The 22295-nt window shown below is 35.5% G+C and carries 21 protein-coding genes; 11 read left to right on the top strand and 10 right to left on the bottom strand.

All coding sequences use genetic code 11. The features are described from left to right. Window position 1: 1 nt before the first annotated feature. Window positions 2-2224: an FUSC family membrane protein gene (locus tag HAV12_RS16300; protein WP_171570579.1), complete on the bottom strand. Its 2223-nt coding sequence runs from the start codon at window positions 2222-2224 to the stop codon at window positions 2-4. Between the two features lie 198 nt (window positions 2225-2422). On the opposite strand from HAV12_RS16300, the gene def reads away from it, so the two are divergent. From def to mazG, 3 genes are all read left to right on the top strand, one after another. After that, window positions 2423-3013 (top strand): peptide deformylase, encoded by a 591-nt coding sequence (def, locus tag HAV12_RS16295; RefSeq protein WP_132037907.1) that lies wholly within the window; start codon window positions 2423-2425, stop codon window positions 3011-3013. 66 nt (window positions 3014-3079) lie between these two features. Further along, complete coding sequence (locus HAV12_RS16290; protein ID WP_171570578.1) at window positions 3080-3580, top strand: DUF5606 domain-containing protein; 501 nt, start codon at window positions 3080-3082, stop codon at window positions 3578-3580. Between the two features lie 101 nt (window positions 3581-3681). Beyond that, a complete protein-coding gene (gene mazG / locus HAV12_RS16285) occupies window positions 3682-4452 on the top strand; it encodes a nucleoside triphosphate pyrophosphohydrolase (RefSeq protein WP_127337182.1) in 771 nt (256 codons plus the stop codon). On the opposite strand, the gene HAV12_RS16280 is transcribed toward mazG, so the two are convergent. Beyond that, complete coding sequence (locus HAV12_RS16280; protein ID WP_171570577.1) at window positions 4453-5133, bottom strand: Crp/Fnr family transcriptional regulator; 681 nt, start codon at window positions 5131-5133, stop codon at window positions 4453-4455. Between the two features lie 205 nt (window positions 5134-5338). Here HAV12_RS16280 and HAV12_RS16275 point away from each other — a divergent pair, with 205 nt between their 5' ends. The 8 genes from HAV12_RS16275 to HAV12_RS16240 all read left to right on the top strand — a co-directional run bounded on the left by HAV12_RS16275 (window position 5339) and on the right by HAV12_RS16240 (window position 13962). Then, window positions 5339-7726 carry a heavy metal translocating P-type ATPase metal-binding domain-containing protein gene (locus HAV12_RS16275; protein WP_171570576.1) on the top strand — a complete coding sequence of 796 codons (2388 nt, stop codon included), beginning with the start codon at window positions 5339-5341 and terminating at the stop codon, window positions 7724-7726. 113 nt (window positions 7727-7839) lie between these two features. Then, window positions 7840-8031, top strand: a complete 192-nt coding sequence (gene ccoS / locus HAV12_RS16270) for a cbb3-type cytochrome oxidase assembly protein CcoS (protein ID WP_154340886.1) — start codon at window positions 7840-7842, stop codon at window positions 8029-8031. 2 nt (window positions 8032-8033) lie between these two features. Next, window positions 8034-10223 carry a cytochrome-c oxidase, cbb3-type subunit I gene (gene ccoN / locus HAV12_RS16265; RefSeq protein ID WP_171570575.1) on the top strand — a complete coding sequence of 730 codons (2190 nt, stop codon included), beginning with the start codon at window positions 8034-8036 and terminating at the stop codon, window positions 10221-10223. Between the two features lie 5 nt (window positions 10224-10228). Further along, the gene (locus HAV12_RS16260; RefSeq protein ID WP_127337187.1) at window positions 10229-10405 is read left to right on the top strand and encodes a CcoQ/FixQ family Cbb3-type cytochrome c oxidase assembly chaperone; all 177 of its coding nucleotides are present in this window, start codon (window positions 10229-10231) and stop codon (window positions 10403-10405) included. Window positions 10406-10424: 19 nt separating this feature from the next. Further along, the gene (locus HAV12_RS16255) at window positions 10425-11360 is read left to right on the top strand and encodes a cbb3-type cytochrome c oxidase N-terminal domain-containing protein (protein WP_171570574.1); all 936 of its coding nucleotides are present in this window, start codon (window positions 10425-10427) and stop codon (window positions 11358-11360) included. Between the two features lie 8 nt (window positions 11361-11368). Continuing rightward, a complete protein-coding gene (ccoG, locus tag HAV12_RS16250) occupies window positions 11369-12787 on the top strand; it encodes a cytochrome c oxidase accessory protein CcoG (protein WP_171570573.1) in 1419 nt (472 codons plus the stop codon). Between the two features lie 12 nt (window positions 12788-12799). Then, window positions 12800-13249, top strand: coding sequence for a FixH family protein (locus HAV12_RS16245; protein WP_171570572.1), 450 nt, complete (start codon window positions 12800-12802; stop codon window positions 13247-13249). An 11-nt stretch (window positions 13250-13260) separates the two neighbouring features. Beyond that, window positions 13261-13962, top strand: a complete 702-nt coding sequence (locus HAV12_RS16240) for a sulfite exporter TauE/SafE family protein (protein ID WP_171570571.1) — start codon at window positions 13261-13263, stop codon at window positions 13960-13962. A 12-nt stretch (window positions 13963-13974) separates the two neighbouring features. Here the strand turns inward: HAV12_RS16240 and hemN are convergent, their stop codons facing one another. From hemN to prfB, 8 genes are all read right to left on the bottom strand, one after another. Then, window positions 13975-15339, bottom strand: coding sequence for an oxygen-independent coproporphyrinogen III oxidase (gene hemN, locus HAV12_RS16235; RefSeq protein ID WP_171571706.1), 1365 nt, complete (start codon window positions 15337-15339; stop codon window positions 13975-13977). 126 nt (window positions 15340-15465) lie between these two features. Beyond that, the gene (locus tag HAV12_RS16230) at window positions 15466-15936 is read right to left on the bottom strand and encodes a hypothetical protein (protein ID WP_171570570.1); all 471 of its coding nucleotides are present in this window, start codon (window positions 15934-15936) and stop codon (window positions 15466-15468) included. Between the two features lie 104 nt (window positions 15937-16040). Continuing rightward, window positions 16041-16388 (bottom strand): hypothetical protein, encoded by a 348-nt coding sequence (locus tag HAV12_RS16225; protein WP_171570569.1) that lies wholly within the window; start codon window positions 16386-16388, stop codon window positions 16041-16043. Window positions 16389-16509: 121 nt separating this feature from the next. Then, on the bottom strand, window positions 16510-16932 hold the full coding sequence (locus HAV12_RS16220) for a DoxX family protein (RefSeq protein ID WP_132037922.1): 423 nt from the start codon (window positions 16930-16932) through the stop codon (window positions 16510-16512). Window positions 16933-17053: 121 nt separating this feature from the next. Next, the gene (locus HAV12_RS16215; protein ID WP_171570568.1) at window positions 17054-18682 is read right to left on the bottom strand and encodes an acyl-CoA carboxylase subunit beta; all 1629 of its coding nucleotides are present in this window, start codon (window positions 18680-18682) and stop codon (window positions 17054-17056) included. A 166-nt stretch (window positions 18683-18848) separates the two neighbouring features. After that, window positions 18849-19847: a UDP-3-O-(3-hydroxymyristoyl)glucosamine N-acyltransferase gene (lpxD, locus tag HAV12_RS16210; protein ID WP_171570567.1), complete on the bottom strand. Its 999-nt coding sequence runs from the start codon at window positions 19845-19847 to the stop codon at window positions 18849-18851. Between the two features lie 664 nt (window positions 19848-20511). Then, the gene (gene msrB, locus HAV12_RS16205) at window positions 20512-20958 is read right to left on the bottom strand and encodes a peptide-methionine (R)-S-oxide reductase MsrB (RefSeq protein ID WP_171570566.1); all 447 of its coding nucleotides are present in this window, start codon (window positions 20956-20958) and stop codon (window positions 20512-20514) included. 104 nt (window positions 20959-21062) lie between these two features. After that, window positions 21063-22161, bottom strand: a protein-coding gene (gene prfB, locus HAV12_RS16200) for a peptide chain release factor 2 (protein WP_171570565.1) whose coding sequence is annotated in 2 segments (ribosomal slippage) — window positions 21063-22097 and window positions 22099-22161 — 1098 coding nt in all. Because the reading frame shifts where the segments join, the coding sequence is not laid out codon by codon here. Window positions 22162-22295: the final 134 nt, after the last annotated feature.

Below are 22295 nucleotides of genomic sequence, written 5' to 3'. Positions count from 1 at the left end.
ATTAATCTGGATTTGTTGCTTTTATATCTTTCGTAATTTTTAATATTTTTTCTGCCAGATTACTCATCCAGATCAATTGTTCAATAACCATTTGCGCTTCCTGCATCTTGGCCTGACGCGTTTCTTTATCCAGTTCGTCATCTGTTGCCAGACGTGTGAAATTAATGCGTTTGAGTTCTTCAAATTGTAAAGTCACATCTTCTTTATCAAAAAAAGTATCGGTAAGAATGGTTTCATTTTTTAAAATTGAAATCGAATGATCTAAATTCAGTAATATGGTTTTTATAATATAATTAAAGGATTCCGACGCCGATGTTGTCTGGTGCGACTGAATATAAGTCGATAACGAAGCCAGGGCAGAAAGCAGAGAATGATTCAGCACGACCAGTTTATTCACCAGCGGAAGGGTTTTCTGCTTAGATTTCGGTTCCTGCATCATACGCTGAAAGGAGGTCATCAAATTGCCAATTTCCACAAAAGCATTCTTTCTCGATAATCGGTACGAAGTGGGCGTTTCTCCTTTTTTGTTATAAAAATCGGCAATTTCCCTCAGGTAATTTCTATTGGCACGAATCGAATTTTCAATATGTATCGGAGTATTTATAAACTCCCAGGCAGGCCATAAAAACTGGTTGGCAAGAAAAGCCAGAATGGCTCCCGTGAGCGAATCCAGTATTCTGAACTGAATTACTTCTACAATATCCGGAGTCAGAATCCCGTAAATAAAAACGACATACATCGTTACGAAAGTGGCACTTATTTTATAATTAATCTGTGTAAAAGAAATACCAAGAAGCATGCAGACAATAGAAAAGATGCTCAGGGCAATATGGTTTTGAACTAGCGATACAATCCCGAATGCCAGCAGGCCGCCTAAGACAGTTCCGAAGATTCTATTGTAAGAGCGTTCTTTTGTCAGTCCGTATCCCGGTCGCATAATGACAACGATAGTCAGTAAAATCCAGTACACATTCTGAAAAGGAAGAAATTTTCCAATAAAAAAACCAATCAGAATAGTAATCGTCAACCGAAGCGAATGTCTGAAAATAGAAGATGAAAAACTCATGTTCTCCGTCAGTGTGCGCAACGGATAATATTGCGGGGTCAAAAACTTTTCGAGCTCTTTATCCTTGTCTTTTAATTTATAAGACTGCATGGCAAGCGAAAAAGCCCTTTGGATAATCTTGATTTTCCCAACTTGATTTTTAGCATATTTCAGCATATTGGTCAGCATCAGAACACCTTCGCCGGCTTCCTCTTTACCCAGACTTTTTTCATAATCAAAAATCGCAAATTCAAGCGCATCTATTTCATTTTTCAGGTCGTTTTTGTCTACGTAAGCAGCGATATGATTGACATTTTTAGAAAGTTTTTTTAAAGTCGAAGCCAGTTTATAAGCGACATTCTGATACGTTCGCAACACTTCGGGATGTTTATCAAACTTTTCCAATAGCTTGTTATGATCAAACGACGTGTATAAGGCCAATTCCTGAATTTCAATCAAAGTAATAAAGACAAGCAGCATTTTTCGATTCTGGCTTGTGGCGGCAGAAGTATTCTGGTTGCCAATTAAAACCTTTCTCAGATCCTCATTGATTAAATTCAATTCAACCTGAAGTGCCAGTTGTTTCTCCGTTATCTTTTCACGATTGGCTTCAGGGCTCCATAAATCGCCTCTTAATTTTAAATATTTGGCTGTTAACTTTATGCCTTCCGCAATTTGTAATTCCACATATTTATAAGGCTGTACAAAATGAAATACCAGAGATACAATCAAATATAAAATACCGCCAACAAAAATAAAACCCGAATATTCAACAGCATCCCAGCCTTCGTGCAAATGGCCAAAAGATAATGAAATAGAAAGCAAAGCAGAAAACGACACTAAGGTCGCTCGTTGCCCGTAAACAGAAATCATACAGCATAAAAACAGCAGTAAACCTAAAAAAGGATAAAATAACAGCGGAAAAGGATAGGCAAGATTGACCAGTAAATTAACTCCCGAAACGATAAGTGATGCAACAATAAGACCTTTTATCTTATGCACCAAAGTGCTCGGAATATCACTTGGATAAGTATAGAAAGCCCCTAAAGCAATCGTAAAACCGATTTCAAAATGTCCCAGAAAGTTTAAAATTACAACCGGAACAACGGAGGCAATCGTTACTTTTGAAGCATTTAGAAAAGAAGTACTATTGGTGAATTTCGCGACACGATCAAACATATATTGTGGTTTACAAGCAAAGGTAAGAATTGTACGAATTATTTTGGCACAATTATAGCTGAGTTTTTAATAAGCATGCAAAATTGATATTAATATGTGGTTTAGAATTATTCATTGACTATTTTTTACTATTTTTGCCAGCTGAATTATGAAAATAAAATTCAGTGTTTTCAGTAGATAATACATAAAAAAATACAAATGATTTTACCAATTGTAGGATACGGTGATCCTGTTTTAAGAAAAGTAGGTGAGGCAATTACGCCTGAGTATCCAAACTTAAAAGAGATTTTAGCAAACATGTATGAAACCATGTACAATGCTTATGGCGTTGGGCTTGCTGCGCCACAGGTAGGGATGGCAATTCGTTTGTTCGTAATCGATACAAATCCTTTTAGCGATGATGAAGATTTATCAGCAGAAGAACAAAATAAATTAAAAGGCTTCAAAAAAACTTTTATCAATGCCAAAATTGTTAAAGAAGAAGGCGAAGAGTGGAGTTTCAACGAAGGCTGTCTGAGTATTCCTGATGTTCGTGAGGATGTTTACAGAAAACCAACTGTTACAATTGAATATTGCGAAGAAGACTTTATAATGAAAACAGAAGTTTTTGACGGTTTGATTGCAAGAGTCATTCAGCACGAATACGACCATATTGAAGGCGTTTTATTTACAGATAAAATATCTTCTTTAAAAAAGCGTTTGATTCAAAAGAAATTAAAAAATATCACCGAAGGCAAGACTTTTCAGGATTACAAAATGAAATTTGCTGCTGCCAAAAAAGGGAGATAATTATTTTTGACAAATATTATAGACGATAAAAAATAAACGAAATTCTTAATACAAATTATAATAAACATGAATTTAGAAAAAATATTAGCTGTTTCCGGGAAACCAGGTTTATATGCTTTAAAAGTACAGACTCGTACAGGATTTGTAGCTGAATCATTAACAGATGGAAAAAAAATCACTGTAAGCTTAAAAAGCAATGTAAGTTTATTGTCTGAAATTTCAATTTATACACAGGATGGCGAAAAACCATTGACTGAGGTAATGCAACTTATTGCTGCTAAAGAAAACAAAGGTCAGGCGATTTCTCACAAAGAAGATAACGCAACTCTGGCTGCTTATTTTAAAGAAGTTTTACCTGATTATGACGAAGAAAGAGTATATCCGTCTGATATTAAAAAAGTATTAAACTGGTACAATACACTTCAGGCAAAAGGTTTAGTGACTGATTTGGCTCCGGCTCCGGCTGAAACTAAAGAAGAAGCTCCGGTTGCAGAAGAAAAGCCGAAAAAAGCACCGGCAGCTAAAAAAGCACCAGTGAAAAAAGAGGCTACTAAAAAAGAAGAATAGTAAGTTTTACATTCAAAATATAATAATCCTGTTAAGATGTTTTCCTGACAGGATTTTTTACTTTTACAGTATTCGGACATAAACCAAAAAACACTTCAAAAATGAGTAAAGAACTTCAACTTCAGGCTTTCGAAAGGTTATTAATTATCATGGATGAACTTCGTGAGCAATGTCCGTGGGATAAAAAACAGACTTTGCAAACGCTGAGACATTTAACGATTGAAGAAACCTATGAATTAGGAGATGCCATTCTGGACAATGATTTGAATGAAGTTAAAAAAGAACTTGGCGATCTATTATTGCACATTGTTTTTTATGCTAAAATAGGCAGCGAAACCAACGATTTTGATATCGCTGACGTCTGTAATGAAATATGCGAAAAACTAATTCATCGTCATCCGCATATTTACAGCGATACAGTCGTGAAAGATGAAGAAGAAGTAAAGCAAAACTGGGAAAAACTGAAACTTAAAGAAGGAAAAAAATCTGTTTTGGAAGGCGTTCCGAGAAGTTTACCGGCTTTGGTAAAAGCAAGCAGAATTCAGGACAAAGTAAAAGGCGTAGGTTTCGACTGGGAAGAACCACATCAGGTTTGGGATAAGGTCCAGGAAGAATTAGAAGAATTACAGGAAGAAGTAAAAGCAGGGGATCAGGATAAAATTGAAGCTGAATTTGGAGATGTATTATTTTCCATGATTAATTACGCCCGATTTTTAAATGTAAACCCCGAAGATGCTTTAGAACGCACCAATAAAAAGTTTATTAAACGTTTTCAATACCTCGAAAGCAAAGCAGGTGAACTCGGAAAACCGCTGATGGATATGACGTTAGCCGAAATGGACGTATTTTGGAACGAAGCGAAAAAGCTATAATTATTCCGCTATTTTCTTTAAGGCCTTTACATTTTTAAGCACAATTTTTTTACCAACCAATTCAATTAATTCCAGCTTATTGAAATCCGATAATAACCGGATGCAGCTTTCGGTTGCAGTACCAATTATTCCGGCTAATTCTTCTCGTGTAAGCTGAACTTTTAAGGTTTTATCAGTGTTCTCGCCAAAAGTAGCATGAAGGTACAATAAGGTTTCGGCCAGCCTTTGTTTTACTGTTTTTTGTGCCAGTGCAATCTTATCGTTTTCAGATTCTTTCAAATCCTCACAGACCGTTTGCATCAGGTTCATTGAAAACTGATTATTGTTGTTGAAAAAATGAATAATTTCTGCTTTTGGAATAAAACAAACTTCCATGTCGGCAACCGCTTTTGCCGATAAATTAGCCGGTTCATTGCTAATCATGGAACGCTGTCCTAAAAGCTCTCCGGATTTAACGAGTTTTACAATCTGATCTTTTCCGTTAGCACTTAATTTGGAAAGTTTTCCAATTCCGTCTTTCACACAAAAAACACCATTAGTGATTTCGCCTTCCTCAAAAATGGCTTCCCCTTTTTTTATGCTATAAGTTGTTTTACTGTTAGCCAATTTAATAACCTCTTCTTTATTCAGAGCTTTTAGAGAAGTAAGCTGTCTTACGATGCATTGATCACATTTATTCATGGCAAAAAGTATTTCCTGCAAAATTAACCATTATTCGCGTTAGAAGTCCTAATTATTACAGAAAATGCAGGAAATAATTTATTAACTGTATTTTATCTTTTTTGTTTTAAGAAATTTAAAATTATAATTTATCGGAGTATGATAAATGTCATATTTAAAATCTTTTACAATTTATAAACTTTGCATAAGTTAAAAAAAACAAATTATGAGCGAGCAAAGTTGTTTTCATTGCGGGTTAATTATTGCCAAAAATGAAGAAGTCAATTTTGATGAAAAAAGGTTTTGCTGTAACGGCTGCAGGACCGTTTATGAAATTTTCAGCCTTCATGATTTAACTTCCTATTATGATTTTGAAAAATCACCCGGTGCTACTCCACAAGATATTCAGGGTAAATATGACTTTCTGGAAAATGAAACGATACTATCTAAAGTATTGGAGTTTCAGGAAGGAAATACCGCTATTGTCTCCTTAAATATTCCGCACATACATTGTAGTTCCTGCATTTGGATTTTAGAAAATCTTAATAAAATTCAATCCGGAATAAGTATCTCTCAGGTTAATTTTCCGGAGAAGAAAGTCAGAATTACTTTTAATTCGGATCTTGTTTCGCTTAAAACCATTGTTTATCTGTTAAGCTCCATAGGCTATGAACCTTATATTAGCCTTGAAAACTATGAAACAGGTAAAAATAATGTAGACCGAAGTCTGACTTACAGATTAGGAGTCGCCTTTTTCTGTTTCGGAAATATCATGTTACTATCATTCCCGGAATATTTTGAAATTAAGGAGTTTTGGCTCGATAATTATAAACCATTCTTCAGGGCTTTGATTTTCATGTTGTCGCTGCCTAGTTTTTTATATTCGGCAAGCGGTTATTATGTTTCCGCTTACAAGAGTATAAAAGCCGGAATGCTCAATATTGATATTCCTATCGCCCTGGGAATTATTGTGATGTTTATCAGAAGTACTTTCGATATTGCAATGGATTACGGTCCTGGCTTCTTTGATAGTCTGACAGGTCTTGTTTTCTTTATGCTGCTCGGAAAAATGTTTCAGATTAAAACCTACAGTTTCTTAAGTTTTGAAAGAGATTTTAAATCCTATTTTCCTATTGCAGTTACCCGCATTAATCCCAACGCATCTGAAGAAAGTGTTCCGGTCTATGATATCATAAAAGGAGATCGGTTAATAATCAGAAATCAGGAATTAATTCCGGTTGATGGTATTTTAATGAGCGAAAAAGCCGAAATCGATTACAGTTTTGTGACAGGTGAAGCTGTTCCGATTACCAAAAAATCCGGTGATAAAGTTTTTGCCGGAGGAAAACAGATTGGAAAAGTAATCGAAATGGAAGTTTTGCATTCCGTTTCACAAAGTTATCTGACACAGTTGTGGAGCAATGAGATTTTTCAAAAAAATGTACAGCAAAAGCATAAAACGATTACCGACGCTATTAGCCGTTATTTTACTCCTATATTATTATTAATTGCACTTGCCGGTTTTGGATATTGGATTTTTATTGACGCCAATACAGCTTTTAATGTTTTTACTGCCGTACTTATTGTAGCATGCCCCTGTGCGCTCGCATTAACAGCACCTTTTACTTTTGGAAATATCCTCAGAATTTTAGGAAAACAGAAATTATACCTGAAGAATGCTTTGGTTATTGAACAATTAGCAAAAGTAGATACCATAGTTTTTGATAAAACGGGGACAATCACAACCAATAAAAAAGCAACTATCAATTATGAAGGAAGTGTAATTTCTGCTGAAAATCATATCCTGATAAAAAATGTACTTCGCGCATCAAATCATCCGTTAAGCAGGATGTTATATGATTTTCTGCCGGAAAATAAAAAAATAAAAATAGATGATTTCCAGGAAATAAATGGAAAAGGAATTCAGGCTACTGTTGATAATAAAGTAATCTGTATTGGCTCTTCAGAATTTGTTGGTGCACCCGTTCCTGAAAGGTCAGAAACAGAAAAAACTTCCCTGCATATTAAAATAGATTCTGTTTATTATGGTAGGTTCGTTTTTCATAATCAGTATCGTGATGGTCTGGAAGAGCTGTTTTTATCTTTAAGTAAAAAGTATCAGATAAAAGTGCTTTCGGGTGATAACGACGGCGAAAGAGCCAATCTGGAAGCGATACTTCCTCAAAATACAGAATTAATCTTCAATCAAAAACCGGAACAAAAACTGGAGTTTATCAGAAGCCTGCAGGAAAGAGGGCAGAATGTAATGATGGTGGGAGATGGTTTAAACGATGCAGGAGCTTTGGCTCAAAGTAATGTCGGAATTTCGATCTCTGAAAATGTCAATGTTTTCTCGCCGGCCTGTGATGCAATTTTAGATGCTGCAGAGTTTTCGCGCTTAGATTACTTTTTAAACCTTTCACATAAATCAATTCTTATCATCAAAATGAGTTTTGCTTTGTCGTTGCTTTATAATGTAGTCGGTCTGTCTTTTGCTGTAACAGGTAATCTTCTTCCTTTAGTAGCCGCTATCATTATGCCGTTAAGCACAATCACGATTGTGAGTTTTGTGTCATTAATGTCTAACTATTTCAGTAAGAGAGATTTAAGTTAGTTTAAAGTAAAATAGAGCTTGTTTTTGGCAATTAACATTTATAATCCGTCATGATAATTATCATATTTTATCTGCCTGTTACACAATAATTTTGTTGATATAAATTTTGAGTTATGAGTGTCATTTATCTATTAATTACAGTAAGTATTTTCGTAGCAATAGGGTTCTTTATTGCTTTTATTATCGCTGTCAAATCCGGACAGTATGATGATGATTATACACCTTCGGTCAGAATGCTTTTTGACGACGAAACCAAAATTACTCCCAAAAAAAATAAATCAATAAACGAAGAAAAACAAATCTAATTATGGAAATGGAACAGTTTTATTATGACAACAAAATTGTAAAAAAATTCATTTACGCTACGATCCTATTCGGTGTCGTCGGAATGCTTGTCGGGCTTACATTAGCAGTGATGTATCTTTTTCCTAACATGACCGACGGGATTCCGTGGTTAAGCTATGGTAGATTGAGACCCTTGCATACAAACGCTGTAATTTTTGCCTTTGTAGGGAATGCTTTTTTTGCAGGTTTGTACTATTCGCTGCAGCGTCTGCTAAAAGCCAGAATGTTTAGTGATCTTCTAAGTAATCTTCATTTTTGGGGATGGCAGCTTATTATAGTAGCCGCTGCAATTACGTTGCCTTTAGGATATACCTCTTCAAAAGAATATGCTGAGCTGGAGTGGCCGATTGATATCGCAATTGCACTTATTTGGGTGGTAATGGGTATTAATATGATTGGTACCATATTGCGTCGTCGTGAACGTCACTTGTATGTGGCTATCTGGTTTTATCTGGCCACATTTGTTACCGTCGCTGTTTTGCATATCTTTAATAATATCGAACTGCCGGTTTCAGCGTTAAAAAGTTACTCCGTTTACGCCGGAGTTCAGGACGCCTTAGTACAATGGTGGTACGGACATAATGCTGTTGCATTTTTTCTGACTACACCATTTTTAGGCCTGATGTATTATTTCATTCCTAAGGTAGCCAACAGGCCAGTTTATTCGTATCGCTTATCGATTATACATTTCTGGTCCTTAATCTTTATTTATATCTGGGCAGGACCACACCACTTATTGTATTCTGCGTTACCCAATTGGGCTCAGAATTTAGGAGTAGCATTTTCTATAATGCTTATCGCTCCATCCTGGGGAGGTATGATTAATGGTCTTTTAACGTTGAGAGGTGCCTGGGATAAAGTTCGTGAAGAACCGGTTTTGAAATTCTTTGTAGTAGCAATTACAGGATACGGAATGGCCACTTTTGAAGGGCCAATGCTTTCCTTAAAAAATGTAAATGCTATCGCCCATTATACCGATTGGATTATTGCCCACGTACACGTTGGAGCTTTAGCCTGGAACGGATTCATGTCATTTGGTATTATTTACTGGCTCGTTCCCAGAATGACCAAAACTAAATTGTTCTCAAATAAATTAGCCAATTTTCATTTCTGGATCGGAACTTTAGGTATTATCCTTTATGCTTTACCAATGTATGTCGCCGGTTTTCTTCAGGCATCCATGTGGAAACAATTTAATCCGGATGGTACTTTAACGTATGGAAATTTCCTTGAAACAGTAACTCAGATTATGCCAATGTACTGGATGAGAGCCATCGGTGGTACTTTGTATTTGGTGGGTATGCTTATATTAGTTTATAATATTATAATGACAGTAAGAGCAGGTGAAACCGTAGAAGACGAACTAGCTCAGGCTCCCGCTTTACAACGAATCAGTACAAACAGGCTTAAAGGAGAAAAATTCCATTCCTGGCTAGAAAGAAGACCAATTCAGTTAACCATTTTAGCTACAGTCGCTATTTTAATTGGAGGAATAATTCAGATTGTACCCACAATTATGGTCAAATCAAATATTCCAACCATTTCAAGCGTAAAACCTTATACACCATTAGAACTGGAAGGGCGCGATTTATACATCCGTGAAGGTTGCGTTGGCTGTCACTCACAATCAGTCCGTCCGTTTAGAAGTGAAGTAGAACGTTACGGACCACAATCTAAGGCAGGTGAATTTGTTTATGATCATCCGTTTCTTTGGGGATCAAAACGTACCGGACCTGATTTGCTGAGAGTGGGAGGAAAATATAATGATAATTGGCATTTTAATCACTTCTGGAATCCGCAAAGTACTTCGGCAGGTTCAATTATGCCGGGTTACAAATGGTTGTTTGACAATGAACCAATGGATATTTCATTAACTCAAAGAAAAATGCAAGCAATGGTTTCACTTGGGGTTCCTTATACAGACAGCGAAGTGGCAAACGCACAACAAACATTGAGAACTCAGGCAATAGCGATAGAGAAAAGCTTAGAAAGTGATCCTGATTTTGTGAAAAGTTATGAGGATAGTAAGAAAAAAGCAGCTGCCAAAGGTGAGAAATTTACACCGATGAATGAAAGGGAGATTGTAGCTCTTATCGCTTACATACAAAGACTCGGTACAGATATTAAAGTAAAAGAAACCGCTAAAAAATAAGGGTTATGTTCGAACAAATAAAACACAATATGGAGAATATCAAGGGTATAGAAATTTACCCCATTCTTTCCCTTCTGATATTCTTTTTCTTTTTTGTAGGCCTGGCTTTTTGGGTGTTCTCTTATAAAAAAGAAAAAATACAGGAAATGAGTGAAATCCCTTTGGATGAAGGATTAGTTTAATTTTCAAAACATAAATAAAATGAAAAAATATTTCCCGGTATATGTAAGAGTCCCTGTAATTTTCTTCATAGTCTTTGCTTTGTTAGAGTATTTTATAGACTCCGGTGACAGGGCTGCATTTATAAAATACCCTATGGTTTCGGTCTTTTTATTTGTATTCCTATTTATTCTCATTGCGATAGAGATTACGTTAAGTGCCGTTAATCGCGTGATGTACCAATTGATGACAGCAGAAGAAAGGGCAAAAGAGGCGTATGAAAATAGCTTGCCTTTTAAGGAAAGCAACTGGTATAAAAACCTGATGCAAAAACTGACGAAGACACAGCCAATCGAAAGAGAGGGCGATTTATTAATGGATCATGATTATGATGGCATTAAGGAATTAGACAACAATTTACCACCATGGTGGGTCTATTTGTTCTACATCTGTATTGTTTTTGGAGTAGTTTATGTGGCGCGTTATGACGTTTTCGGAGGAGATGATCAGGAAATGGAACTCAAAAAAGAAATGGCGCAGGCAAAAATTGATGTAGAAGAATATCTAAAGACTGCTCCGGATTTAATGGATGAAAAAACAGTTGTTTTATTAACGGACGCACCAAGTTTAGATGCCGGAAAGGAAATTTTCACAACCAATTGTGCAGCTTGTCACCGTGCTGACGGAGGCGGGCAAATTGGACCCAATTTAACCGATAATCGTTGGATATTAGGGGGTGGAATTAAAAATCTATTCCATACCATAACCAATGGCGGGCGTGACGGAAAAGGAATGATTTCCTGGAAAGGAACTTTAAAACCTAAAGAAATTCAAAAAGTGGCAAGTTATATTTTGTCTTTGCAGGGAAGCAATCCAAAAGATCCAAAAGAAGCCGAAGGTGAAATTTGGGTTGATGAAAAGGCACCAAAAGATGAGGCAGCAGCAAATAAAAAGGTCGATAGTACCCAAGTTAAATAATAAAAGTCATGTCAAATTTACCAGACGAAGCATTTAGAGATACCATCGGAACAATTGATGAAGGTGGTAAACGAAAATTTATTTTTCCAAAAAAACCGTCTGGTAAGTTTTATGAATACAGAAAATGGGTTAGCTATGTATTGCTTGCCATATTAATTGCGAACCCATTTATAAAAGTAAACGGGAACCAGTTTATGATGTTCAACGTTCTGGAACGTCGGTTTAATATTTTCGGGTTCCCATTTTGGCCACAGGATTTTTATCTTTTTGTGATATCGATGCTGGTGGGAGTGGTTTTTGTCATCTTATTTACAGTTGTTTTTGGAAGAATTTTTTGCGGATGGATTTGTCCCCAAACGATCTTCTTGGAAATGGTCTTTCGAAGAATTGAATATTGGATTGACGGAGATCGTGGTGCACAATTACGTTTATCCAGGCAAAAATGGGACACCGAAAAAATTCGTAAAAGAGTATTAAAATGGTTTCTGTTTTTTTTGATTTCTTTTGGAATTGCGAATGTTTTTCTGGCTTATTTAGTCGGAAGTGATACATTATTTCTAATGATCGAACAAGGGCCAGTTGAACAGGCTAGTAATTTTATGGCCCTGCTTATTTTTACAGCTGTTTTCTATTTTGTTTTTGTGTGGTTTCGGGAGCAGGTTTGTATTATCGCCTGTCCTTATGGTCGTTTACAAGGTGTACTTTTAGATAATAAATCAATAAACGTTGCCTACGATTTTGTTCGGGGTGAAAAAAAAGCCGGTCGTGCAAAATTCAATAAAAAAGAAGACAGAGTTTCAACAGGAAAAGGGGATTGCATAGATTGTAACCAGTGTGTGCACGTTTGTCCAATGGGAATTGACATTAGAAACGGAACACAGTTAGAATGTACCAATTGCACTGCTTGTATTGATGAATGCGATGCTATCATGGAAAATGTGGGTTTACCCAAAGGTCTTATCCGATATGCTACTGAAGATGAAATCGAGAAAAAAGCACCTTTTAAATTCACTGCCCGAATGAAGGGGTATACAGCAGTCCTGTTTATTTTGTTAAGTGTTTTTGTAGGGATGTTGTTTTTAAGAACAGATGTTCAGGCTATTATTTTACGTTTGCCGGGCCAACTTTTTCAACACAAAGGAGATAAAATCAGCAATGTGTATACGTATAAGATTGTAAATAAAACGATGAAAGACTACAATGATATTCATTTTGAGTTAATAGAGCAGAAAGGCGATATTAAAAACGTAGGAAATCAACATTTTAAAGTGCTGAAAGAAGGAATTTCACAAGGAACTCTTTTCATAGAAATTGATCAGGCGCTTTTAGAAAGTGACAAGACCAAAGTGAAAATCGGAATTTATAACGGGAAACAGTTGCTGGAAACTTCCACAACAAATTTTCTGGGACCAAGGAGTTTTAATTAAAAAAATAATACCATGAAAATTAACTGGGGAACAGGAATAGTAATCGCTTTTGGATTATTTATGACCTTTATTCTGTACTTTGTTTTTGAAGTCCAATCGAATAGTAAATACGATAACGACTTGGTTGTCGAAGAATACTACAAACATGATTCGCATTTTCAGGAAGAGATGGCACGAATTCAAAATGCACATGATCTAAAATATAAACCTGCTATGGTTTATACGGCTGAAGGTTTGAAAATAACTTTCCCCAATACATTTGCAAGTGAAAAAATAAAAGGGAATATATTACTGTACCGTCCATCAAACAAAAAATTTGATTTTAATACCGCCATTAGCCTGACAGGCAATTCTTTGTTGATTTCTCATGAAAAATTAATTAAAGGACGTTGGGATGTCACTATGGAATGGCAATACAATGGAATAAAATATTTGTCTAAGGAAGTAATTTACGTAAATTAATAAAGAGCAAAATGTTGTATTCGGCTTTTATATTCGGACTGATTAGTAGTTTTCACTGCATTGGAATGTGTGGACCAATTGCTATGATGTTACCGGTCGATCGCCGGAATGAGGCAAAAAAAGTAACCCAAATTGTAACCTATCATTTAGGAAGATTAACAGCTTATTCAACTATCGGACTAATTTTCGGGTTGTTAGGAAGGTTTTTTTTCCTGGCTGGTTTACAACAAAAACTATCGATTTTTATTGGTTTGGCCATGATACTTGTGGTTTTAATGCCGGAAAAAATATTTTCAAAATACAACTTTTCGAAACCAGTCTATAAAGTCATTTCAAAAATAAAATCAGGTTTAGGAACTCAATTTAAAAACAGGAGTTACAAGTCACTTTTCATAATTGGCTTATTAAACGGATTTCTCCCGTGTGGAATGGTATATGTCGCTTTGTTTGGAGCAATAGCAATGCAAAGTGCCAGCTTTGGTGTTTTGTATATGCTTTTATTCGGATTAGGAACAATACCGTTAATGACGATTGTTTTATACATCAATTCCATAATAACAGCATCTTTTAGAAATAGAATTCAAAAAGTAATTCCTTATATAGCTGTAATTATTGGAGTGCTGTTTATATTAAGGGGTTTAGGTCTGGGAATTCCGTATGTATCTCCGTCTAATCTCAGTTTATTTGTACAGCAGACTCCAAATTGTCATTAAAAAAAGTTTTATTTAAATAGTCATCGAAAACAAATTGGTTTCCGGTGATTTTCTTTTTAGATGTAAATCAAACGCCATACAAATATTACGGACAAAAGGTCTTCCGGCTTCTGTAATTCTGATTCTATTTTCTTCAATACAAATTAAATTGTCCTTTTCTATTTCTTTTAAACTTAATAAAACATCCGGAAGTTCATTAAAATAAAGGTTTTTGCCTGTCCAGGAAGTTTCAAATTCACAGGTTAAATTTAGGATGTGTTTTCTAATAATCAGATCTTCATTAGTAAGAATATGACCTTTAACAACAGGCAGTTTATCCCATTCCAATAGTTGATAATAATCTTCGATATTTTTAGTGTTTTGTGCAAAACTGTACCAACTATCACTAATGGAAGAAACTCCTAATCCGATCATGAGCTGAGTTTTGGAAGCACTATAACCCATAAAATTTCTATGTAGTTTATTATTTTGTGACGCTTTGTATAAACTATCAGAAGTCAAGGCGAAGTGATCCATTCCAATTTCATGATAACCGTTTTTAGAAAGCAATTGTTTTCCAACTTCATAAAGTTTTCGTTTCTCGATATCTTTAGGAAGGTTTTCGTCATTGAAACCACGCTGGCCATTTCCTTTTATCCAGGGTACGTGTGCGTAGCTGTAAAAAGCAAGTCGGTCCGGTTTTAAAGAATTTGTTTTCTCAATGGTATCTACTATATTTTCGATATTTTGAAAAGGCAGACCAAAAATCAGATCGTGTCCGATAGAAGTATAGCCAATTTCTTTTGCCCAAAAAGTTACTTTCGCTACATTGTGAAAAGGCTGTATTCTGTGAATTGCTTTCTGAACTTTTTCGGCATAATCCTGAACACCAAAACTTATCCGGCGGAAACCTAAATCATATAGTTTTTTAAGTTGTTCATACGTGGTGTTATTAGGATGGCCTTCAAAACTAAATTCATAATGCTCCGCTTTATTGGCAAAGCAAAAAATGCCATTTATAAGATGCTCTAAATTATTTACCGAAAAAAAGGTAGGCGTACCTCCGCCCAAATGTATTTCTTTTATAAGTGGTTTTTCCGGAAGTAACCCGCAGTATAAACTCCACTCTTTTAAAAGTGCTTTGATATAAGTTTCCTCAACAGAATGATTTTTTGTAATTCGTTTATTGCACCCGCAAAACGTACACATACTTTCGTAAAAAGGCAAATGTATGTATAAACTGATTCCGTTTTCAGAATTGCTTTCTGCGAATGATTTTTGAAAGGATTCTACCCATTTTTGTTCTGTGAAATTACTTTCATCCCAATACGGAACTGTTGGATAACTGGTATATCTCGGGCCTGGAACATTGTATTTTTGAGTGAGAGAAATTTTCATAAAATTGTCTTTTGGATTTATCAAAAATACTTATTGAGACCAACAGATAAAATGATAATTGTCATATTAGAGGTATAAAAAAAGAGACCCAATTATGAGTCTCTCCGGTGAATTAAATAACTAACATTAAATAGAATCCTGAATGATTTTAAGCCATTTTTTTGCAAACATATGATCTTGGTAAGCACTTATTTGTTTGATACGGTCGTCATCGAAATCATAAAAAGGAATTATGATTTTCTTTGAACTTTCTTTTTCGTGAAATTCAAAATCAATTTTTAGTATAGTATCTGAGTTGGAGTCAGAAGTTAAAACCAGCTTACAGGATGAAATCGTTTTCAGATCAACATATATAGATTCCTGTTGATTTGGATTGAAATTCATTAAAATAAATTTTCTGTTTTTTTGATCTATGGTAAGCGTTTTGTTGCTTTGAGATTCTGTTACATCAAAATCCTGCGGATGATTTGGATTGAATCTTCTTTTTATATCTAAAATTTTTGCTTTGTTGACTGCACTTGTCCTGGCAGAAAAATATACGGGAATGGCTACTATGATCGCAATCACAATACCAATTATAGTTACACTTGTATCCATTTTTGTTGTATTAATTGAATGAAATAATAAACGGTTTTCCTTTTGAAAACAGTTTAATGACTTGGAAAGAAAGGATTCTTCCGATTAAAGATTCAAAAAATTAACTACCAAAAATAATGGAAAGGAAAGAGCAGAAGTAAGACTCTTTTACTCTGGTTTAAATGTTGATTGGAGAAATTGGTTACTGATTGTAACGCCTGATGAGCTGGAATGACCATCAATATAGAATCAAACCATTTTGATACGACAGGGTAGTTGGTTTTGATATTTGCAGCAAATTGATAACTTGCCTGAGGTTGTATAAAAGCTAAAGAATCGGGTGTTTCTGCAGAGAACGTTGTATCCGTTTTTTGACTTTCGATTTCTTCTATAGCAATCTCATTCGCCTGAGAAGCGAAGAAAGCTATAATCAAAAGTGAAACAAAAATAACGGTTTTACGAATCCGGTTCATACTGGCGAAATTAACGCATAAAACACAATTAAAGAAATTTTATAGAATTAATTAACGCTCAAAAGACGCTTTATTATTTTATCCTCAACGCTTTTTTGATACCATTGAGGATAAAATAATGTTATTGTTGCATTTTGAAATAATAATCAGCAGAGTGTTTTCCTCCTCCATAAAACAAAAAGAAAATACAAACCAGCAATACTATTACTGCCAGAATTAAACTTTCAGAGTGCATATGTCCCAAAGAGTTGACAAGAACAGCTCCAAATAATATGGGTAATTGTGCCGCTATTGCCCAACGTGTAAGTAATCCGAAGAAAATCATAATTCCACCAATCATGTGGGCCGGCGCAATGTAATGTAAGAGAAACATTCCGCCTCCAAACTGGTCTATCGGAGAAATTAAATCATGCAGATACTGAACGTTGGTTACAAACGAAATCCCTTTCATAAATAAAAACACACCCAATACAATACGTACTAAATCTACTGGTAAATAAGTGTGCGCATTGGCCCATTTATTTAAACTTTTTACATTTTCCATGACACTACGTGATTAAAAATTACCCACTAAGTTAATAATTTTTAATCATATATTTAATTTTAAGTGCCTGAAAATAAGTTTTTTACTTTTTATTTAACCCATTTTAAGAATCCCTTAAAAATTATACCTGAATGACACCCAGATTAAATGGTTTTTGAATAGGAGCGTGGTTGGCTGCTTCTATACCCATAGAAATCCAGGTTCTGGTGTCTAACGGATCAATAATAGCATCTGTCCATAATCTTGAAGCTGCATAATATGGAGAAGTCTGCTCGTCGTAACGGGCTTTTATTTTTGCAAATAATTCTGCTTCTTTGGCTTCATCTACAATTTCTCCTTTCGCTTTAAGTGAAGAAGCCTCAATTTGAGCCAGTACTTTTGCGGCCTGAGTTCCTCCCATAACAGCAAGTTCTGCACTTGGCCAGGCAAAAATCAATCTTGGGTCATAGGCTTTTCCGCACATTGCATAATTTCCGGCTCCGTAAGAGTTACCAACAATTACCGTAAATTTAGGTACTACTGAGTTACTTACCGCATTTACCATTTTAGCGCCATCTTTAATGATTCCGCCATGTTCAGATTTTGATCCCACCATAAAACCGGTCACATCCTGTAAAAAAACCAATGGAATTTTCTTTTGGTTGCAATTGGCAATAAAGCGGGTTGCTTTATCGGCGCTATCTGAATAAATAACACCGCCAAATTGCATTTCGCCTTTTTTGGTTTTTACTACTTTTCTTTGGTTGGCTACAATACCTACAGCCCAGCCGTCAATTCTGGCATAACCGGTAATGAGTGATTGTCCGTATCCCTCTTTGTAGGCTTCAAATTCAGAATTGTCAACCAGACGATTGATGATTTCCATCATGTCGTATTGCTCGTTTCTGGCTTTTGGTAAAATCCCGTAAATAGCTGTCGGGTCTAAGGCAGGTTTTTCGGCTTTGATTCTGCTATAGCCGGCTTTATCAAAATCACCAATTTTGTCTACAATGTTTTTTATTTTATCTAAAGCGTCTGCATCATCTTTTGCTTTATAATCGGTTACGCCCGAAATTTCGCAATGCGTTGTTGCGCCGCCTAAAGTTTCATTATCAATCGTTTCTCCAATGGCTGCTTTTACCAAATAGCTTCCAGCAAGAAAAATACTTCCGGTTTTATCAACGATTAAAGCTTCATCACTCATAATGGGTAGATAGGCTCCACCGGCAACACAACTGCCCATTACAGCGGCTATTTGCGTGATTCCCATGCTGCTCATTTGAGCATTATTTCTAAAAATACGGCCGAAATGTTCTTTGTCCGGAAAAATTTCATCCTGAAGCGGCAGGTAAACTCCTGCGCTGTCTACCAAATATATAATTGGCAATCTGTTTTCCATTGCAATTTCCTGGGCACGCAGGTTTTTCTTTCCTGTGATTGGAAACCATGCTCCGGCCTTTACAGTGGCATCATTGGCGACAACAATACATTGTTTTCCTTTTATGTATCCTATTTTGATTACAACACCTCCGGAAGGACAGCCGCCGTGTTCGGCATACATTCCATCTCCGACAAATCCTCCGATTTCGATACTTTTGGAGTTATCGTCCAATAAGTAATCGATGCGTTCGCGGGCAGTCATTTTGCCTTCTGCGTGAAGTTTTGCAATTCGTTTTTCGCCTCCGCCTAATTTGACTTTGGCAAATCTTTGTTTTAAATCAGAAAGTAATAGTTTATTGTGATCTTCGTTTTTATTGAAGTTTAAATCCATAAGTTATTGATGTTTTTACAAAATAGTGTGTGCTAATTTACAAAATCAATTGAAATAAATATAATAAACTGAATTGTTTACAATTGAAATTTTGACCGTTTTGACAATTTAGAGCAAAAAAAAACAGAAGCGAACTCCTGTTTTGTATGTTTTTCTATTTTTTAAATTATTTTTTAGAATCGCAAACCATTCTTTTTAGGATTGCCCATTGTTTTAAGGCATCACGAGCTTCTACAGCAGGATATCCCAGCATGGTTTTTCCGGCAGGAATATCTCCGACAACTCCTGATCCGGCACCAACAATGGCTCCGTCACCGATAGTCGTATGATCTTTGATAGAGGCGCTTCCACCAATTATTACTCCATTTCCAAGAGTTACAGAACCAGCCAAACCACTGTTTCCGGCCATGATACAAAATTTACCTAATTTACTGTTGTGTCCGATCTGAACTAAATTATCAATTTTACAGCCATCTCCTAGAATTGTAGAACTGAATTTTCCACGGTCAACACAAGTATTTGCTCCAATTTCAACACCGTTTCCTATAATTACATTTCCGATTTGTGGAATTTTTACCAGACCTTTTTCACTACAAGGACGGAATCCGAAACCATCTGCACCGATTGTTGCATTGGGATGAATAATACAGTCGTTACCAATATGACAACGCTCACGAATTACTGCTCCAGACCAAATCACTGTGTTTTTGCCAATAGTACATTCGTCTAAAATAGTAACGTTTGGATAGATGGTAACATTTGCTGCAATTTCTACTTTTGGGCCGATATAACAGCCAGCACCAATTTTACTTCCTTCACCAATAATAGCGGTTTCGTCTATCACTGCTGTTTTGTGAATCTCATTATGAAATAACGGGGTAGGTGGTGCAAAAAGAGCAAGAATCTGAGACATGGCCAAGTCCGCATTTTTTACTTTAATAAAAGCACGATTATCTCCCGGTTCAATTGAAATGTCTTCGTTAACAACTGCTATCGGAGCTTTTGAAGCTTCCCATAATTTTTCATATTTTTTATTTCCTATGAAAGAAATTTCAGAAGTTGTTGCTTTTTCCAACTGCTCTGTTGCTGTTACACTTTGAGAAGTAGTGCCGTAAATTACACCTTGTATGACTTCGTTAATCTCTTGAATTGAATAGGATTTCATAGAATTAATTAATTGATTATGGGGTTATTTTTTGCCAAATAAAATAAATTTGATTCGAATTACCTAATCTTATTTTGAAGTTTTTTACGCTACTCTTTAAATAATAGTTTAAATATTACAAATTTAACATAAAACTTACTAAATTCCTGAGCGATGTATAATTTTAAAGGCTGTAAGAGTTTTTGAATTTGTAATAAATTTGATATTTAAACTTAAAAAGAACTGTGAAAATAATGTGTAAATAATACCTTATTCGTTGATTATCATATGTGTATCTTAAAATTTTTTCAGCTGTTTGGTAATCTCAGGAGGTTTGTTTGTTCACTTTCTATATAAAAGAGGCAGGACAGGATAAGAAAAGTAAGTTGCAGATTTTTGATTCTAAAATGAATTGGATTCTGTTTTTTTGTAATTCATTCAAAATAAGGATCAAACAAAAATATACCGACTAAATGTTTTTTTCTAACAATAGTAAAATTATTTAAACAATAGTAGTATTAATACGATAAATTTAAAAAGGAAGCTATTTTTATTTTGTATCGTTATCAGCAAGATTAGTATTTGAAGTTCTTCTCAATTAGTAATTGATTTTTAAAATCAGGATAAAGCAAAAAAAGCGATTCACTTTGTAAAAGGAATCGCTTTTCAGAATACTTAATTATAATTACTCTTTTATTTTAGAAAGAGAAATAGCATTGATACAATAACGTAATCCACTTGGTTCAGGGCCATCAGGAAAAACGTGTCCTAAATGTGCATCACAGCTATTGCAGATTACTTCAACACGAATCATTCCGTATGATTTGTCTGCATGATAACCAATTGCATTTTCTTTGATAGGCTGCGTGAATGAGGGCCATCCTGTTCCGGACTCAAATTTTTCGCTGGCATCAAAAAGTAAAGTGCCGCAACATTTACATTCGTAAATTCCGGGATCAAATAAGCTGCATAATTCAGAGCTGAAAGATCTTTCAGTTCCTTTTAAACGGGTTACCTGATATTCTTCAGTGGTTAAAAGCTGCTTCCATTCTTCTTCCGTTTTTTCCACTCTTTTTTCAGGAGCCGGATTTCCTTTATTCGTAAAACGAATTACATCTGCCCATTTTATCATAACTTTATTTTTAGTTTCAAGTTTCAAGTTTGAGGTTTCAAGTTTGAGGTTTCAGGTCTCAGTTTACGTTTACGGTACTGTGACTGAAAACTGCGACTGCAAACTTATTCCTCCTCCCTTTGTCCCATCATCATTAGAAATGCTTTCAGGAAAGGATCGATATTTCCGTTCATTACACCATCAACATCGCTGGTTTCATAGCCTGTACGAACATCTTTTACCAGTTTATAAGGCTGCATAACGTAATTTCGTATTTGCGAGCCCCATTCGATTTTCATTTTTCCGGCCTCAATATCAGCACGTTGAGCCTGTTGCTTTTTTAGCTCAATTTCATATAACTGGGAACGTAACATTTGCATGGCACGTTGTCTGTTATCCTGCTGCGAACGCGTTTCAGAACATTGAATCTGAATGCCGGTTGGTTTATGAACCAATTGTACTTTGGTTTCAACCTTGTTTACATTTTGTCCTCCTGCACCGCTGGAACGGGAAGTTGTAATTTCGATATCAGCCGGATTGATGTCAATTTCGATACTGTCGTCAACAAGCGGATACACATAAACAGATGCAAATGAGGTATGGCGTTTGGCGTTACTGTCAAAAGGTGAGATTCTGACCAGACGGTGAACACCATTTTCTCCTTTTAAGTATCCAAAAGAATAATCGCCTTCAAACTCCAAAGTAACGGTTTTGATACCTGCTACCTCACCGGCCTGGAAGTTAAGTTCTTTTATTTTGAATCCGTAGCTTTCTCCCCACATCATGTACATACGCATTAGCATTCCGGCCCAGTCGCAACTTTCAGTTCCGCCTGCACCAGCCGTAATCTGAACCACAGCACTCAGACTGTCGCCTTCATCAGAAAGCATATTTTTGAATTCTATGTTTTCGATATGCGTTTGTGTACTGCTGTAATGCTCGTCTAATTCTTCAGCAGAAAGTTCCCCTTCTTTATAAAAATCATACGCCAGCTGTAATTCATCTGTCAGCTCGATGGCTTTATTGTAATCTTCGATCCATTTTTTCTTGTTTCGAAGGTTCTTTACAATGATTTCAGCTTCTTTGGCATTGTTCCAAAAGTCAGGAGCGAAGGTTTTTTCTTCTTCGTTGGCAATTTCGATTAGTTTGGCATCAACGTCAAAGATACCTCCTCAACGCACCAAGGCGCTCCACAATACCTTTTATTTGTTCGGTAGTTGTCATAAATTAATACTAGTTTTATATGTTTTTTATAAATATTACGTTAATTTGGTTCTGGGATATTCACACGTTAAAGTTTATTAAAACTTATCTCGAATAACTATCAGTAATACGTAATTTTGTTGTACAAAAATAAG

Origin of the sequence: Flavobacterium sp. CLA17 (assembly GCF_013112255.2) — a bacterium.
Taxonomy (GTDB): domain Bacteria; phylum Bacteroidota; class Bacteroidia; order Flavobacteriales; family Flavobacteriaceae; genus Flavobacterium; species Flavobacterium circumlabens.
This window is presented reverse-complemented; position numbering and strand designations above follow the sequence as displayed.

Excerpts from the sequence above, each read along its gene's own strand:
- HAV12_RS16300 (WP_171570579.1), bottom strand. The coding sequence starts at position 2,224 with ATGTTTGATCGTGTCGCGAAATTCACCAATAGTACTTCTTTTCTAAAT.
- def (WP_132037907.1), top strand. The coding sequence starts at position 2,423 with ATGATTTTACCAATTGTAGGATACGGTGATCCTGTTTTAAGAAAAGTA.
- HAV12_RS16290 (WP_171570578.1), top strand. The coding sequence starts at position 3,080 with ATGAATTTAGAAAAAATATTAGCTGTTTCCGGGAAACCAGGTTTATAT.
- mazG (WP_127337182.1), top strand. The coding sequence starts at position 3,682 with ATGAGTAAAGAACTTCAACTTCAGGCTTTCGAAAGGTTATTAATTATC.
- HAV12_RS16280 (WP_171570577.1), bottom strand. The coding sequence starts at position 5,133 with ATGAATAAATGTGATCAATGCATCGTAAGACAGCTTACTTCTCTAAAA.
- HAV12_RS16275 (WP_171570576.1), top strand. The coding sequence starts at position 5,339 with ATGAGCGAGCAAAGTTGTTTTCATTGCGGGTTAATTATTGCCAAAAAT.
- ccoS (WP_154340886.1), top strand. The coding sequence starts at position 7,840 with ATGAGTGTCATTTATCTATTAATTACAGTAAGTATTTTCGTAGCAATA.
- ccoN (WP_171570575.1), top strand. The coding sequence starts at position 8,034 with ATGGAAATGGAACAGTTTTATTATGACAACAAAATTGTAAAAAAATTC.
- HAV12_RS16260 (WP_127337187.1), top strand. The coding sequence starts at position 10,229 with ATGTTCGAACAAATAAAACACAATATGGAGAATATCAAGGGTATAGAA.
- HAV12_RS16255 (WP_171570574.1), top strand. The coding sequence starts at position 10,425 with ATGAAAAAATATTTCCCGGTATATGTAAGAGTCCCTGTAATTTTCTTC.
- ccoG (WP_171570573.1), top strand. The coding sequence starts at position 11,369 with ATGTCAAATTTACCAGACGAAGCATTTAGAGATACCATCGGAACAATT.
- HAV12_RS16245 (WP_171570572.1), top strand. The coding sequence starts at position 12,800 with ATGAAAATTAACTGGGGAACAGGAATAGTAATCGCTTTTGGATTATTT.
- HAV12_RS16240 (WP_171570571.1), top strand. The coding sequence starts at position 13,261 with ATGTTGTATTCGGCTTTTATATTCGGACTGATTAGTAGTTTTCACTGC.
- hemN (WP_171571706.1), bottom strand. The coding sequence starts at position 15,339 with ATGAAAATTTCTCTCACTCAAAAATACAATGTTCCAGGCCCGAGATAT.
- HAV12_RS16230 (WP_171570570.1), bottom strand. The coding sequence starts at position 15,936 with ATGGATACAAGTGTAACTATAATTGGTATTGTGATTGCGATCATAGTA.
- HAV12_RS16225 (WP_171570569.1), bottom strand. The coding sequence starts at position 16,388 with ATGAACCGGATTCGTAAAACCGTTATTTTTGTTTCACTTTTGATTATA.
- HAV12_RS16220 (WP_132037922.1), bottom strand. The coding sequence starts at position 16,932 with ATGGAAAATGTAAAAAGTTTAAATAAATGGGCCAATGCGCACACTTAT.
- HAV12_RS16215 (WP_171570568.1), bottom strand. The coding sequence starts at position 18,682 with ATGGATTTAAACTTCAATAAAAACGAAGATCACAATAAACTATTACTT.
- lpxD (WP_171570567.1), bottom strand. The coding sequence starts at position 19,847 with ATGAAATCCTATTCAATTCAAGAGATTAACGAAGTCATACAAGGTGTA.
- msrB (WP_171570566.1), bottom strand. The coding sequence starts at position 20,958 with ATGATAAAATGGGCAGATGTAATTCGTTTTACGAATAAAGGAAATCCG.